The organism is Nocardioides panacisoli (genome assembly GCF_019448235.1).
GTDB lineage: Bacteria > Actinomycetota > Actinomycetes > Propionibacteriales > Nocardioidaceae > Nocardioides > Nocardioides panacisoli_A.
The window spans coordinates 3,435,578-3,449,755 of record NZ_CP080409.1; the positions used below are offsets into that span (position 1 = coordinate 3,435,578).

15 protein-coding genes are annotated in these 14,178 nt (G+C 71.1%); 7 read left to right on the plus strand and 8 right to left on the minus strand.

What is annotated here, in order from left to right:
• Window positions 1-49 precede the first annotated feature (49 nt).
• From KUV85_RS16780 to KUV85_RS16790, 3 genes are all read right to left on the minus strand, one after another.
• Window positions 50-772 (minus strand): CPBP family intramembrane glutamic endopeptidase, encoded by a 723-nt coding sequence (locus tag KUV85_RS16780; RefSeq protein WP_219961028.1) that lies wholly within the window; start codon window positions 770-772, stop codon window positions 50-52.
• Between the two features lie 86 nt (window positions 773-858).
• Entirely contained in the window at window positions 859-1,290 is a 432-nt protein-coding gene (locus tag KUV85_RS16785) for a DUF6069 family protein (RefSeq protein ID WP_219961029.1), read from the minus strand.
• A gap of 126 nt (window positions 1,291-1,416) precedes the next feature.
• Window positions 1,417-1,776 carry a DsrE family protein gene (locus tag KUV85_RS16790; protein WP_219961030.1) on the minus strand — a complete coding sequence of 120 codons (360 nt, stop codon included), beginning with the start codon at window positions 1,774-1,776 and terminating at the stop codon, window positions 1,417-1,419.
• A 25-nt stretch (window positions 1,777-1,801) separates the two neighbouring features.
• On the opposite strand from KUV85_RS16790, the gene KUV85_RS16795 reads away from it, so the two are divergent.
• The 3 genes from KUV85_RS16795 to KUV85_RS16805 are packed head-to-tail and all read left to right on the plus strand — an operon-like array spanning window position 1,802 to window position 3,769.
• Window positions 1,802-2,296 (plus strand): FABP family protein, encoded by a 495-nt coding sequence (locus tag KUV85_RS16795; RefSeq protein ID WP_219961031.1) that lies wholly within the window; start codon window positions 1,802-1,804, stop codon window positions 2,294-2,296.
• Window positions 2,289-2,705 (plus strand): Fur family transcriptional regulator, encoded by a 417-nt coding sequence (locus KUV85_RS16800; protein WP_219961032.1) that lies wholly within the window; start codon window positions 2,289-2,291, stop codon window positions 2,703-2,705. Before KUV85_RS16795 ends, KUV85_RS16800 begins: the two co-directional genes overlap by 8 nt.
• Window positions 2,702-3,769, plus strand: coding sequence for a YgfZ/GcvT domain-containing protein (locus tag KUV85_RS16805; RefSeq protein ID WP_219961033.1), 1,068 nt, complete (start codon window positions 2,702-2,704; stop codon window positions 3,767-3,769). Before KUV85_RS16800 ends, KUV85_RS16805 begins: the two co-directional genes overlap by 4 nt.
• A 9-nt stretch (window positions 3,770-3,778) precedes the next feature.
• Here the strand turns inward: KUV85_RS16805 and KUV85_RS16810 are convergent, their stop codons facing one another.
• A complete protein-coding gene (locus KUV85_RS16810) occupies window positions 3,779-4,834 on the minus strand; it encodes an LCP family protein (protein ID WP_219961034.1) in 1,056 nt (351 codons plus the stop codon).
• Between the two features lie 149 nt (window positions 4,835-4,983).
• On the opposite strand from KUV85_RS16810, the gene rfbB reads away from it, so the two are divergent.
• A complete protein-coding gene (gene rfbB / locus KUV85_RS16815) occupies window positions 4,984-5,982 on the plus strand; it encodes a dTDP-glucose 4,6-dehydratase (RefSeq protein WP_219961035.1) in 999 nt (332 codons plus the stop codon).
• A gap of 86 nt (window positions 5,983-6,068) precedes the next feature.
• Here rfbB and KUV85_RS16820 read toward each other — a convergent pair whose 3' ends face one another.
• Complete coding sequence (locus tag KUV85_RS16820) at window positions 6,069-7,331, minus strand: sulfate adenylyltransferase subunit 1 (protein ID WP_219961036.1); 1,263 nt, start codon at window positions 7,329-7,331, stop codon at window positions 6,069-6,071.
• Complete coding sequence (cysD, locus tag KUV85_RS16825; RefSeq protein WP_219961037.1) at window positions 7,331-8,245, minus strand: sulfate adenylyltransferase subunit CysD; 915 nt, start codon at window positions 8,243-8,245, stop codon at window positions 7,331-7,333. The genes KUV85_RS16820 and cysD overlap by 1 nt, the downstream gene beginning before the upstream one ends.
• Before the next feature lie 142 nt (window positions 8,246-8,387).
• On the opposite strand from cysD, the gene KUV85_RS16830 reads away from it, so the two are divergent.
• From KUV85_RS16830 to KUV85_RS16840, 3 genes are all read left to right on the plus strand, one after another.
• Entirely contained in the window at window positions 8,388-9,188 is an 801-nt protein-coding gene (locus KUV85_RS16830) for a DUF4143 domain-containing protein (RefSeq protein WP_219961038.1), read from the plus strand.
• A gap of 63 nt (window positions 9,189-9,251) precedes the next feature.
• Window positions 9,252-10,418, plus strand: coding sequence for a nucleotide sugar dehydrogenase (locus tag KUV85_RS16835; protein WP_219961039.1), 1,167 nt, complete (start codon window positions 9,252-9,254; stop codon window positions 10,416-10,418).
• 44 nt (window positions 10,419-10,462) lie between these two features.
• Window positions 10,463-11,035 carry a hypothetical protein gene (locus KUV85_RS16840; protein ID WP_219961040.1) on the plus strand — a complete coding sequence of 191 codons (573 nt, stop codon included), beginning with the start codon at window positions 10,463-10,465 and terminating at the stop codon, window positions 11,033-11,035.
• Window positions 11,036-11,058: 23 nt separating this feature from the next.
• On the opposite strand, the gene KUV85_RS16845 is transcribed toward KUV85_RS16840, so the two are convergent.
• Complete coding sequence (locus KUV85_RS16845) at window positions 11,059-12,111, minus strand: sulfite exporter TauE/SafE family protein (protein WP_219961041.1); 1,053 nt, start codon at window positions 12,109-12,111, stop codon at window positions 11,059-11,061.
• Window positions 12,111-13,994, minus strand: a complete 1,884-nt coding sequence (gene cysC, locus KUV85_RS16850) for an adenylyl-sulfate kinase (protein WP_219961042.1) — start codon at window positions 13,992-13,994, stop codon at window positions 12,111-12,113. The genes KUV85_RS16845 and cysC overlap by 1 nt, the downstream gene beginning before the upstream one ends.
• Window positions 13,995-14,178 lie beyond the last annotated feature (184 nt).

Here is a 14,178-nt window from a genome sequence, read left to right on the forward strand (position 1 = left end):
ACCCGACCCCCGCTGGTCGAGCCTGTCGAGACCCCCCGAACCGCCGTACCTACCCGAACAACAACGGCAGCACGAACAGCATCGCCAGCGACCACGTGCAGTGGGTGAGGATCGGGGCGAGGACTCCGCCGGAGGCGCGCCGCTGCAGGCCGGTGACGACGCCGAGGAAGGCGGCGGCGAAGCCGAGCATCACGTTGCCGGTGGCGAGCGTGGCGGCGGTGTAGGCGAGCGTGGTCCAGATGATGGGGTCGCGGCCGAGGGCGGCGAAGAGGGCACCGCGGAAGAAGAGTTCCTCGGCGACGCCGTTGATGGCGGTGACGGCGACGAGCAGCACGAGTTCGGGGCCGCGGGCGGCGAGGGCGAGTTCGGCGATGGAGCCGACCTGCCGCTCGAGCCAGGGGATCTCCCGCACGATGAGCCCGCCGGCGGTGAAGACGGCGACGAGGGCGACGCCGAAGGTGAGCCCGGAGACGACGGGGCGGCGGCCGGTGCGTTCCGGCGTACCGGCGACGCGGCCCAGGCGCAGCGGCCCGGAAGCGAACGCGCCGGTGGTCCACAGCACGGCCAGCGCGAGGGTGAGCGGGTAGAACCACGGGCTGCCGGTCTCGGTGCGCAGCAGGGCGGCGAGGAGCCCGGAGCCGACGAGCAGGCAGCCGATGGCGACGAGCCGGCGGCGCCGCAGGGCGGCGGCGGAGGGCACGGGCGGCTCGGGACCGGGGCCGAGGACCTCGGTGAGCCACCCTCGCAGCCCGGCGGTCGCGCGCGTGGACAAGGAGGCCTCCCGCTCGCGCGCCGCTCCCGGACGCGTGGTCGCTGCTCGGTCAGGCTCGCCGGCGAGGTCCGGCGGCCACTGCGAGCCTACGCAACGGGGGCGTGCAGCGCGGAGGCGCGCCGCAGGCCGACGATGACCACGGCGGCGACGACGCCGTGCAGTGCGAGCAGCGACGAGGCCGCGGCGGCGGTGACCGCTCCGCTGGGGCCGAGCAGGGAGAGGAGGGTGACGAGGAGGGCGAGCACGGTCCAGTGCCGGGTGGCGCGGGGACTGCGGCCCTGCCACCAGCGCAGCAGTGCGCCGCCGGCGGCCGCGGCGATGACACTCGTCGCGAGCACGGCGGGGAGGCCGACCTCCTGCCGGGTGCCGCCCTGCTCGACGGCGAGCTCGACGCCGCCGAAGGGCACGAAGGCGGTCCAGGCGACGGCGGCGCACAGGGCCGCGGCGGCGGTGACGACGCCGACGACGGACCAGGGGATGCGGGCGCGGACGGTGCGCGGGGTGGGCGTGGCGGCCATGGTGTGCTCCCTTCGCCGCCCGGGGCGGACGGTCGTCCTCGACGCTAGGCGGCCTCGCCGGGGCCGGCCATGGTTTTCGGTCCCGGATCGGGCGGGACACCTGTCATGTCGGGCGCGTGTACACCGTCAGTAGACGAGGGCCTGCACGCCTTCGCGCAGCGACTCCTCGACGAAGGCGCTGGCGCCGGCGATACGGGCGCCGGGGAGCAGCTCGTCCTCGGTGAGCTCGCGGCGGGCGGCGCACTGCCCGCAGACGGTGAGGTGGCCGTGTTCGAGGATGGTCTGCAGCAGCTCGGGCAGGGGAGTGGCCATGGGCAGGTCGAGGTGTCCGCGCCCGGGCACGGCGAGCCAGGCGGCCTCGCCGGTGAGCCAGAGGCTGACGGGCACGCCGGAGGCGGCGGCGGTGGCGGCCACGGTGAAGCCCTGGTTGGCCCGCTCGGGGGCCTCGATGCCGCAGGTGACCTTCACGACCAGTTCGCGTGCCATGCTCAGCAGCCTAGACTTGTCGCTCGTGGCGTTTCACATCCCTGAGAACCTGCACGCAGACTGCGGACCGATCGCGTGGATGCTGGGCACCTGGCGCGGCAACGGTCACGGTGACTACCCGACGATCGACAAGTTCGAGTACGGCCAGGAGCTGATCTTCCAGCAGGACGGCCGTCCGTTCTTCCACTACATGGCGCGGTCGTGGATCGTGGACGAGAACGGCGAGAAGGTGCGTGACGCCGCCCAGGAGACCGGGTTCCTGCGCTGCCGCCCCGGTGGCAAGGTCGAGATGACGTTGACGCACATGACCGGCTTCGTGGAGATCTGGTACGGCGATGCCGCGGACGGCAAGGTGGAGCTGGTGACCGACGCTGTGGCGCGCACCGAGAGCGCCAAGGAGTACGCCGGCGGCAAGCGTCTCTACGGCAACGTGGAGGGCGACCTGCTCTACGCCTACGACATGGCGGCGATGGGACAGGAGCTGCAACCCCACCTGTGGGCGAGGCTCAAGCGTGGCTGACTGGCGCGAGGCGCTCCGCGCCAAGGGCTACCGGCTCACGCCGCAGCGTGAGCTGATCCTCGGCGCGGTCGACGAGCTGGGTCACGCGACGCCGGACGAGGTGCTGGCGCACGTGCAACAGCACGCCTCGACGGTGAACTCCTCCACGGTCTACCGGACGCTGGAGGTCCTGGAGGAGCTGGGGCTGGTGCGGCACGCGCACCTGAGCGACCGGGCGCCGACGTACCACTCGACGCGGGGTGAGGAGCACTTCCACCTGGTGTGCCGGTCCTGCCGCAAGGTGGTCTCGGTGCCGGCGGAGGAAGCAAACGCCTTCCTCTCGGCGTTGTCCCGACAGCACGCCTTCACGCCCGACGTGGGTCACCTGACCGTCTTCGGGCGCTGCCACGATTGTGAGGAGACATCATGACTGCCGCGAGCCCGCTGCTGGGCCTGCCCGGCGCGGTGGCCAGCGAGGGGATCGACGCCCCGGTGGCCGCCCACTACGGATCGCTCTACGGCGAGCAGACGACGCTCGCTGCCGGCGACGGCTTCGTGGACCTCTCGCACCGCGACGTGGTGCGCATCAGCGGACCGGACCGGCTCACCTGGCTGCACTCGCTGACGACGCAGTCCTTCGAGGGGCTGCCCGAGGCGCAGTGGACCGATGCGCTGATCCTGAGCCCGCAGGGCAAGGTGGAGCACGCGTTCACCGGTGTGGACGACGGCGAGTCCTTCACCGCCCACACCGAGCCGGGGCGCGCTGCGGCGCTGATCGACTTCCTGGAGTCGATGAAGTTCATGACCCGTGTCGAGATCGCCGACGTGACCGACGAGGTGGCGGTCGCCTGGCGCCCCGAGACGCCCGACTCGTCGCGGCCGGCGAGGTTCGACCTGGTGCCGCGGGACCAGCTCGAGCAGTACGCCGCGGCCGCCGGTCCGGCGGCGGGCCTGTGGGCGTATGACGCCCTGCGCATCGAGCGGGGTGAGCCACGGTTCGGCGTGGACACCGACGACCGGACGATCCCCAACGAGGTCGGCTGGCTGCACAGCCACGTCCACCTGGACAAGGGCTGCTACCGCGGCCAGGAGACGGTGGCGCGGGTCCACAACCTCGGAAAGCCGCCCCGCCGCCTGGCGATGCTCCACCTGGACGGCTCCGAGAACCGGCTCCCGGCGCCCGGCACCCCGATCTACAAGGCCGACGACGCCCCCGCCCCGTCCTCGGAGGCCGAGCCGTCGTCCCCGGTGGTCGAGCCGTCTTCGGTGGTCGAGCCTGTCGAGACCTCGGAAACCTCCACGGCCACCAAGCGCCCACCGAAGCAGGTCGGCGTGGTCGGCTCCTCGGCGCGTCACCACGAGCTCGGCCCGATCGCGCTGGCGATCCTCAAGCGCAACGTGCCGACCGACGCCGCACTGATGGTCGACGACCTGCCCGCGGCGCAGGAGGTCGTGGTCGACCCCGAGGTCGGGCTGCACTTCCGCCACCGCTGAGGCGGTCGGTCAGTCGACGTCCTGCTCCTCGGGCAGTTCGTCGACCGCGTCGTTGGCCTCCTGCCAGGCCAGGTACTCGTCGTGGGCGACGGCGTCGAAGAGGTCCCGCGTCGCCGGGCGGTCGAGGCGCACGATGCTGGCGCCGTCGACGGTGTCGGTGCCGAGCGTCGGGACGGTCACGAAGCTCAGGTCGCCGGGTCGCAGGCCGCGGTGCTGGAGGGCGAGGGAGCGGATGCGGCCGTTGTCGAGGCTGCTGTCGACGGCGAGGAACTCGTCGAGGGTGCCCGCGAGGCTGGTGATCTCGAGGGGGTTGCGCAGCACGCCGGCGGAGGAGAGCTTCTTGAAGATCGCCCGCACGAAGTTCTGCTGGCGTTCGATGCGGTCGAAGTCGCCGCGGGGGAGGCTCTTGCGTTCGCGCACGTACTCGAGGGCAGCTTCGCCCTCGAGGTGGATGTCCTGGCCGTCCTCGTCGGCGACGTCGACGCCCCCGACGGCGTCGGTGATGCCGTCGAACCCGTTCCAGTCGAGCACCACCGAGTGGTCCATGCGTACGCCGGTGAGGTCCTCGAGGGTGCGCGCGAGCAGGGCGGGGCCGCCGTAGGAGAAGGAGGCGTTGATCTTGTCCGTGCCGTGGCCGGGCACGTCGACGTAGGAGTCGCGCGGGATGGAGACGAGCTGTCCCTCGGTGCGGTTGGCATTGAGGTGCAGGACCATGATGGTGTCGCTGCGGAACGCGCCGGCGGGCCAGGTGTCGGCGCCGAGCGCGTCCTCGAGGTCGGTGCCCTTGCCGTCGTCGACGCCGGCGATGACGACGTTGATGGGGGAGCCGTCCTTGACCTCGACCGACTCCGGCCGGTCCGGGCGATCGAGGTGGGCCTCGAAACGCTGGATGCCGGCGATGTCGCCGTTGATGCGCCAGAGCCAGCCACCGACGACCAGGGCCAGGACGACGGGCAGCGCGACGAGGATCAGCAGGGCCCGGTGGCGCCGCAGGAAGCTCGCGGAGTGGGTCTGACGCCCCGGTTCGTCGAGCATGCCGCCGTCGCTCACCAGATCAACGGACATGTGGGGAGCGTAGGCGCGGCACCGGGCGGCGGTGTCGTCACGCGGGATACGTACCCGAAACGGGCGACCGGTGGCCGCGCCACGGGTCGATTCCCGTCCCGGACGTCGCGTGGGGGCGACGCCGGGTGACCAGCCCTAGAATGCCTGGCGTGCGCAAGATCTTGGTGACCGGCGGCGCCGGCTTCATCGGGGTGAACCTCGTGCACCACCTGCTCGAGCAAACCGATCTGACTGTCACAGTGTTGGACCGGATCACCTACGCGGCCTCCCCCGAGGCGTTGGCCGGGATGCCCTCGGACCGCGTCGAGGTCGTCGTGGGAGACGTGACCGATGGTGCGCTCGTGAATCACCTCGTCGCTGGCCACGACACGGTCGTGCACGCGGCGGCGGAGTCGCACAATGACAACTCCCTGCGTGATCCCACTCGCTTCGTGCACACCAACGTGCTCGGAACCCTCACGGTGCTGGAGGCAGTACGACGCCACGACGTCCGGATGCACCACATCTCCACCGACGAGGTGCACGGCGACCTCCCGCTCGAGAGCACCGACCGGTTCGACGAGAGCACGCCGTACGCTCCGAGCAGCCCGTACTCCGCTTCGAAGGCCAGTGCTGACCACCTGGTGCGGGCATGGGTACGAAGCTTCGGGGTCGCAGCCACCATCTCCAACTCCTCGAATAACTACGGTCCGTGGCAGCACGTGGAGAAGTTCATCCCCCGACAAATCACTGCGCTTCTGGAGGGCGAGCGCCCCCGGGTGTTCGGCTCGGGGGACAACGTCCGGGACTGGATCCATGTCGCGGACCATGTCAGTGCGCTGCTGAGGATCCTGGAGGCAGGACAGCCGGGCGAGACCTACCTCGTCGGCGCGGACTGCGAACGAAGCAACCGCGACGTGGTCCGCACGCTCCTGCGCCTCGTGGGCCGATCCGAGGACGACATCGACTTCGTCGACGATCGCCCGGGCCACGACCTGAGGTATGCCATCGACGCGTCGAGGGTCCGCGGCGAGCTGGGATGGTCGCCCGAGCATGCCGACCTCGCGGTGGGCCTGGAACGCACGATCGAGTGGTACCGGTGCCACGCCGAGTGGTGGCGATCCGACCGATTGCGGGTGGAGACCGGGTACCGGGCGCGAGGTCAATGACTCGCGCCGACGCTCCTGTCGGTCGCACTGAACGGGGCGTCGCCGGTCTCCGGCGACGCCCCGTTCAGTGCGGTGCTGAGGATGCCTCAGTCGTTGATCATGCCGGCCGCCACGGTGACGCCAGTGGCCTCGTCGATGAGGATGAAGGAGCCGGTGTCGCGGTTGCGCGAGTAGGGGTCGCACAGCAGCGGAACGGTGGTGCGGAGCTTGATGCGGCCGATCTCGTTGAGCGCGAGCTCATCTGCGTCCTGGTCCCGGTGCAAGGTGTTGATGTCCATCTTGTACTGGATGTCCTTGACCAGGGCACGACCCGTGCGGGTGGTGTGCTTGATCGCGAGCTTCTGCCGCGGCTGCAGCTTGCCCGGGGCCATCCAGCAGACCATCGCGTCGATGTCCTGGCTGGGTTCGGGAGCGTTGTTGACGCGGGCGATCATGTCGCCGCGGGAGACGTCGACGTCGTCCTCGAGGCGCACCGTGACGCTCATCGGCGGGAAGGCCTCGTCGATCTCCTTGTCGAAGAGGTCGATCGCCTGGATCTTGCTCGTCATGCCCGAGGGCAGCACGATCACCTCGTCGCCGGGCTTCATGACCCCGCCGGCGATCTGGCCGGCGTACCCGCGGTAGTCGTGGTGCTCATCGGACTTGGGGCGCACGACGTACTGCACGGGCAGGCGGGCGTCGATCAGGTCGCGGTCGGAGGCGACGTGGACGTGCTCGAGGTGGTGCAGCAGCGTCGGGCCGGAGTACCAGTCCATGTTCTCCGAGCGGTCCACGACGTTGTCGCCCTGGAGCGCAGAGATCGGGATCACCGTCAGGTCCGGGATGTTGAGCTTCGTCGCGAACTGGGTGAACTGCTGGTGGATCTCGTTGTAGACGTCCTCGGAGTAGTCCACGAGGTCCATCTTGTTCACCGCCAGCACCAGGTGCGGCACCCGCAGCAGCGACAGGATCACCGCGTGACGGTGCGACTGCTCGGTCAGGCCGTTGCGGGCGTCCACCAGCACCAGGCCCAGGTCGGCGGTCGAGGCGCCGGTGACCATGTTGCGGGTGTACTGCACGTGGCCCGGGGTGTCGGCGATGATGAACTTGCGGTTCGGCGTCGCGAAGTAGCGGTAGGCGACATCGATGGTGATGCCCTGCTCCCGCTCCGAACGCAGGCCGTCGGTCAGCAGTGCCAGGTCGGTGTAGTCGTAGCCCTTGTCCTGGCTCGTCTTCTGCACCGACTCCATCTGGTCCTCGAAGATCGACTTCGAGTCCATCAGCAGGCGGCCGATCAGGGTCGACTTGCCGTCGTCCACCGACCCCGCCGTGGCGAAGCGCAGGAGGTCCATCCCAGTTTCGTTGCTCATCAGAAGTAGCCCTCCTTCTTGCGGTCCTCCATGGCGGCCTCGGAGAACCGGTCATCGCCGCGGGTCGCGCCGCGCTCGGTGATGCGCGAGGCGGCGACCTCCTCGACGATCTTGTCGATGGTGTCGGCCTCGGACTCCACGCAGCCGGTCAGCGTCAGGTCGCCGACGGTGCGGAAGCGCACCGTGCGCTCCTGCACGGTCTCGCCCTCACGGCACGGGTTGTACTCGCTCTCGGAGAGCAGCATCCCGTCGCGCTCGAAGACGCGGCGCTGGTGGGAGTAGTAGATCGAGGGGATCTCGATCCCCTCGCGGCCGATGTAGTCCCAGATGTCGAGCTCGGTCCAGTTCGAGATCGGGAAGATCCGCATGTGCTCGCCCTCGTGGAGCCGACCGTTGTAGAGGTTCCACAGCTCGGGGCGCTGGTTCTTCGGGTCCCACTGGCCGAACTCGTCGCGGTGGGAGAACACCCGCTCCTTCGCGCGGGCCTTCTCCTCGTCGCGGCGACCACCGCCGAACGCGGCGGTGAAGCCCTCCTCCTCCAGCACGTGCAGCAGCGTGCCGATCTGGAGGCGGTTGCGCGGCGTCTTGCCGTCGTCGACGACGATGCCGTCCTTGATGGCCTGCTCGACCGAGGCGACGATCAGGCGCACGCCGAGGCGGTCCACCCAGTTGTCGCGGGTGGCCAGCACCTCGGGGAAGTCGTAGCCGGTGTCGACCTGGAGCACCGGGAAGGGGATGCGCGCCGGGTAGAAGGCCTTCTCGGCCAAGCGCATCATCACGATCGAGTCCTTGCCGCCCGAGAACATCAGCACGGGCTTCTCGAACTCGGCCGCGACCTCACGGAAGATGTGGATCGACTCGGCCTCCAACTGGTCCAGCTGGCTCAGCCGGTAGTCGCTGTGTGTCTTCGTCATGACGGAAACAGCGCGGTCCTTTCGTGAGGCGTCTCCGGGACAAGCGCGCCCATCGTGCCACGACGTCCCACACGATGGGGCATCTGCGCCCCGCGCGTAGACAAATCTACGAGTTCGGACCTGGTCGCCCTATCCTCGCCGGGTGGTCGCCGACTTCGTCGCTCGCCTCGGTTCGCGGGCCTTCGCGCCGGGGGAGGTGCACTCCGCGTGGGACCTCACGGCGTACGCCGCCCCGCTGACCGGAGGCGACCGCGCGGCCGCCGACCTGGACCGGCACCTGGGGGAGGCGCAACTCGGCCGCCTCGACCCCGACCGGCTGCGCCGCGTGCTGCGCGCGATCGCCCAGCGCCCCGCCGCCGAGCTCAACCAAGCCCAGGTCGCCGCGACCGCCGGCATCCCCGCCACCACCGTGCCGCCCTACGTCGAGGCCGCCGTCGACCTCGGGCTCGTCCTGCTCCTCCCCGGCTCGCGCGCGACAGTCACCAAACGCGCCATCGGCCGGCCCCGCGCCGTCCTCGCCGACCCGGCGCTCGCCTCCCACCTGGCCGGCGTCGACCCGACCTGCCTCACCGAGGTCGACGCCCGGAGCCGGCTGGCGCCGTACCTGCGCGGCATGGCGTACGCCGAGCTGTTGCGCCAGCAGCCCCACAGCGCGGTCGAGCACCGCCTCGGCCACCTCCGCGAGCGCAACGGCCTCCAGGTCGACCTGGTCATCGAGCTGCCCGACGACACCGTCCTGGGCCTCGAGGTCCGCACCGCCCAGTCGCTGCGGCCGCACCAGTTCCGCGGCCTCACCGCGCTCGCCGCCCGCGCCGGCTGGCGCATGCGCGGCGGCATCGTCCTCAACACCGCCCCCGTCGGCCACCGCTACCGCCCCGACCTGTGGGGGCTACCGCTGGCGACGCTGTGGGAGTCCGACACCGCGGGGGCGTCGTACCGCTGATCGACATCCACCGGTCATGTCGACGTCCGGGACCGTTCAGCGGCGGCTCCCACGCTGCTGAGCATGAAGATCGTCGTGGTCGGCACCGGTTACGTCGGACTCTCCAACGCCGTGGTCCTCGCCCAGCACAACCACGTCTGGGCCCTGGACGTGGATCCCGAGCGCGTCGCGGCCGTCAACCGCCGCGAGTCGCCGATCGTCGATGCCGAGCTCAGCGACCACCTCGCCACCGCCGACCTCGACCTGCGCGCCACGCTCGACGCCGACCTCGCCTACGCCGACGCCGCCTTCGTGGTCATCGCCACCCCCACCAACTACGACCCCGTCACCAACTGCTTCGACACCAGCACCGTCGAGGCGGTCGCCGCGCAGGCGCTGGCCGCCACGCCGTGGGCCACCGTCGTCATCAAGTCCACGGTGCCGGTCGGGTTCACCAACCGGCTGCGCGAGGAGCACCCCGGCGCCTCGATCGTGTTCTCCCCGGAGTTCCTCCGCGAGGGACGGGCGTTGCGCGACAACCTCCACCCCAGCCGCATCGTCGTCGGCTCCGACACCGAGCCCGGCCGCCAGTTCGCCAAGCTGATGCTGCAGGGCGCGCTCGAGGACGACGTGCCGGTCCTCTTCACCGGCGCCACCGAGGCCGAGGCGATCAAGCTCTTCGCCAACACCTACCTGGCGCTGCGGGTGGCCTACTTCAACGAGCTCGACACCTACGCGATCAGCCGTGGCCTCGACCCGGCGCAGATCATCGAGGGCGTCGGCCTCGACCCGCGGATCGGCACCCACTACAACAACCCGTCCTTCGGGTACGGCGGCTACTGCCTGCCCAAGGACACCCGCCAGCTGCGCGCCAACTACGCCGACGTGCCGCAGAACCTCATCGGCGCCATCGTGGACGCCAACACCACCCGCAAGGACTTCATCGCCGCCGACATCCTCGCCCGCGACCCAAAGGTCGTCGGCATCCACCGGCTGGTGATGAAGTCCGGCTCCGACAACTTCCGGATGTCCTCCATCCAGGGCGTCATGAAGCGCATCAAGGCCAAGGGCGTCACCGTCATCGTCCACGAGCCCGAGCTGGCCGAGGACACCTTCTTCAACTCCGAGGTCGTCCACGACCTCGACGAGTTCAAGTCCCGCTCCGACGTCATCATCGCCAACCGCCGCACCGACGCCCTCGCCGACGTGGCCGAGAAGGTCTACACCCGCGACATCTACGGCCGCGACTGAGCGAACCGCCCGCCACCGCCCGTGCCGCGGGATAAGGTGCGCGGGTGCTGAGCTGGCGAGAGGACCGGTCGACGATCATCTTCGTGGTGGTCGCGGTGCTGGTCGTCGTGCTCATCGCCCTCCTCGCGGTGTGGGGCTCGGGCAACGATGGCGCCGACGACGAGGCGCTCGAGCGGCGTACGCCGTACTCCGCCGGCACCGACGGCAACACCGAGCTCGAGCTCGACGAGTCCGAGGGCGCCGACGCCGCCGACGACCTCGCCGGCGTGGAGGACCCCTTCGACCCGGCCCTGGACGCCCAGTTCGGCACCGCCCAGCCGCCCGGCGGCTTCAGCGCCAAGGCGCCCACCCGCGACTACGTGCTCACCACCAGCTCCGACGCCCCCATGGCCGGCGTGGTGTGGCGCATCGTGCGCACCGACCACGGCGAGGTACGCCGCAACGTGCGCTCCACGCGCGGCGCCGCCACCGTCACCGAACCCGCCGCCTTCGGCCAGGTCAACGTGGTCGCCGGCCCCGAGTCCGGCCGGGTCGAGTGCACCATCACCGTCAACGGTCGGGTCGTCGACCGCCAGCAGGCCTCCGGCCCCTGGGCCCAGGTCTTCTGCCAGGGCTGAGGCCGCCCCTCACCCCGGCGGCCTCACTCCGGCGGCGACTCCGAGGCCGACTCGCGACGCCGGGCCAGGCGCTGCTCGAGCCGCTGCTTGTAGTGCGCGTCCATCGGCATCCGCTCCAACTCGGCGACGGTCGGGATGCCCATCATCGGCAGCCCCTCGGTGCGGCGCAGCACGCCCCACACCAGCGGCACCAGCACCAGCGTCGCGATGCCCGTGCCGGTGATCAGCCACACGTTGGTCTCCTCGGAGCTGAGCGGACCCCAGCCCGCCTTGTCCAGCAGCGCGACACCCGACATGGTCAGCACCACCACGATGCCGCGGCGGATGATCGACTGCGGCACCCGCGGCGCGATGCGGCTGCCCAGGATCGTGCCCGGCACCGAACCGATGATCAGCGGGATGACGATCTCCCAGTCAAGGCCGTGGATGGCGATGTTGGCGATCGAGGCGGCCAGCACCAGCGGCACTGCCTGCACCAGGTCGGTGCCGACCAGCTTCACCGCGGCCAGGCCGGGGTAGAGCATCAGCAGCGAGACCATGATCACCGAGCCGGCGCCGACGCTGGTGATGCCCACCAGCAGGCCGCCCAGGGCGCCGACCAGCAGGGTCGGGACGATCCGCACCGTCGGGTTCGGGTCGTCCTCGTGGCCGCCGCGGCGTACGCGCCGCAGGTTGACGTAGAGCCGGAAGGCGTAGGTGGCGGCTGCGAAGAGCAGCGCGAAGCCGATCGCCACCTTGAGCATGTGGTCGAGGTCGTCGGGGTCGGCCGAGACCAGCTTGACCAGGTAGGGGCCGAGGAAGGCCATCGGCACCGACCCGACGATCAGCCACAGCGCGAGCTTCATGTGCGGTGAGCCGTTGCGCCAGTGCACCGCCGCGCCGCCGGTCTTGTAGACCGCCGCCGCGGTCAGGTCGGCGGTGATGATGGTGGCCGCCTGGCCGCCGCCCACGCCGAGGAAGATCAGCGCCGGCGTCATCAGCGCGCCGCCGCCCATGCCGGTCAGGCCGACGACGATGCCGACCACGAAGCCGGCGACCACGACGGCCAGCGCCGTGAGGGTGAAGATCTCGACCATCAACGCTCCTGGGGTGCGAGGCGGGGGAGCACGACGGCCAGCAGGTCGTCGATCTGGGTGGCGCACCGCTCCGCGGCCTCACGGCCCTGGCGGAACGGGTCGCCGATGTCGGTGGCGGCGTGCGCCGCGGCGCGGCGGTGGTTGGCCGCCGCGATCAGGTCGTGGCCAATCACGTCGTCGGCCATGCGGCCCGCGGTCTCGGCGAACTGGCCCACGGTGAAGACCTTGCGGAACGCCGCCGGCATCTCCCGCAGTAGCAGATTGCGGTGCTCGGCCTCCGCCGTGAGCACCAGGTCGGCCTCGGTCACCATCTCCGGGGTGATGTGGCGACTGGTGAACCCGGCGAGGTCGTCGGGGTCCACGCCGCGCTCGGCGAGCAGCTCGGCCATCTCCTCGTCCACGCCGTGGTCGCGGAACCCGTGCGTGCCCGCGCTGGAGAAGACCACCCGACCAGCGGTCGCCGGGTCCTCCTGCTGCAGCTGGCGCGACCGCAGCTCCAGGTAGGGCGAGCGGCAGATGTTGGCGGTGCACACGTAGAGCACCCGCAGCGGGCCGCTCGCGGTGTGCGCGGTGTGCGCGGTGTGCGCGGTGTGCGCGGTGTGCGCGCCCGCGGGCTCGCTCGCCGTCACGCCCGTTGGTCGGGCCGGGGCCTCCGTTGGTCGAGCCTGTCGAGACCCCAGGTCCAGGTAGCCCGCCTCCCGCAGCGCGTCCAGCACGTCGTCGAGCGCGTCCTCGATGGTGCGGCCGGTGGTGTCGACCCGGACGTCGGCGTCCTGCGGCTCCTCGTACGGGGAGGAGATGCCGGTGAACTCCGGGATCTCACCCCGCCGCGCCTTGGCGTAGAGGCCCTTGCGGTCGCGACGCTCGCACTCCTCCAGCGGTGTGGCCACGTGGACGAGGAAGAACGCGCCACCCGCGTCGGCGACGTACTCCCGCACCTGCTGGCGGGTCTCGTCGAAGGGCGCGATCGGGCTGCACACGGCGACGCCGCCATGGCGGGCGATCTCGGCGGCGACCCACCCGATGCGGCGGATGTTGGTCTCCCGGTCGGCCTTGGAGAAGGTCAGCCCGGCAGAGAGGTTGCGGCGTACGACATCACCGTCGAGGCTGGTCAGCGAGCGGCCACCGTGCTCGAGCAGCCGGTCCATCAGGGCCTGGGCGAGCGTCGACTTGCCGCTGCCGGACAGGCCGGTGAAGAACAGCACCAAGCCCTGCTCCTCGCGCGGCGGGCGCTCGGCGCGGACGATGTCGGCGACCGAGTCGACCACGTCGCCGCCGGGCCGGAGTTCGGCGATGCGGTCCGGGCCGGCGTAGGTGGCCAGGACCTGCCGCTGCAGGTCGGCGTCGGCCTCCGCGTCGCCGTGGCCCGCCAGCGGCACCGCCACGACCACGGCGTCCAGGTCGGCCGTCGCCCGCAGCGTCGCGCGCAGCAGCCCGACCTTCGACAGGGCCGGCGTGCCGTGGCCGACCAGGGCGAGCACCACGACCGGCCCCAGGTCGGCGAGCTCGCGGTGCTCGGCGACCGTGAGCGCATCGGTCACCGCCACGAACGTGCGCCCGGCGTGACGCTCCCGCGTCGTCGCGGGGGAGAGGTAGTGGTCGCGGAACGGCCCGAACTCCGCGTGCGTCAGCGGCTCCACGGCCCATCCGTCGGCGGCCTCCGAGACGGTCGCCAGCGGCAGCCCCTCGGGGTCGACCAGCTCCACCCGTCCGCCCTGCGCCACCTGGGCGGCCAGGTCCTCGGGCAGGTCCAGCGTGATCGGGCTGCCGGCGGCGTTGAACCCGGTGATCGGCGCGGCCGCCCCGGTCGTCAGGAGCTCGAGGTCGTCCAGCTCTCGCGCGGTCGGGCAGTGCTGCGGCGCGGGCGCATCCGGGTGCGGCATGCGCACATCCTGCCAAACCTCCGAAACCCAGCAAAGTCACTACACTTTGGGCGTGGCGATGGGAGCGATCCCCGGTCGGCCGGGGATCGCTCACCTTGTCGGGCACTGCAGTGCCCGACAAGGTGGGTGAACGCCGGACAACCCCCGCTTCGCGACGGCGTACGACGTCCCCTGCCCGGCCGCG

Bases quoted from the DNA above. Each gene is read 5' to 3' on its own strand.
- KUV85_RS16785 (WP_219961029.1), bottom strand. From the start codon at position 1,290: ATGGCCGCCACGCCCACCCCGCGCACCGTCCGCGCCCGCATCCCCTGG.
- KUV85_RS16790 (WP_219961030.1), bottom strand. From the start codon at position 1,776: ATGGCACGCGAACTGGTCGTGAAGGTCACCTGCGGCATCGAGGCCCCC.
- KUV85_RS16805 (WP_219961033.1), top strand. From the start codon at position 2,702: ATGACTGCCGCGAGCCCGCTGCTGGGCCTGCCCGGCGCGGTGGCCAGC.
- KUV85_RS16810 (WP_219961034.1), bottom strand. From the start codon at position 4,834: ATGTCCGTTGATCTGGTGAGCGACGGCGGCATGCTCGACGAACCGGGG.
- KUV85_RS16820 (WP_219961036.1), bottom strand. From the start codon at position 7,331: ATGAGCAACGAAACTGGGATGGACCTCCTGCGCTTCGCCACGGCGGGG.
- cysD (WP_219961037.1), bottom strand. From the start codon at position 8,245: ATGACGAAGACACACAGCGACTACCGGCTGAGCCAGCTGGACCAGTTG.
- KUV85_RS16835 (WP_219961039.1), top strand. From the start codon at position 9,252: ATGAAGATCGTCGTGGTCGGCACCGGTTACGTCGGACTCTCCAACGCC.
- KUV85_RS16845 (WP_219961041.1), bottom strand. From the start codon at position 12,111: ATGGTCGAGATCTTCACCCTCACGGCGCTGGCCGTCGTGGTCGCCGGC.
- cysC (WP_219961042.1), bottom strand. From the start codon at position 13,994: ATGCCGCACCCGGATGCGCCCGCGCCGCAGCACTGCCCGACCGCGCGA.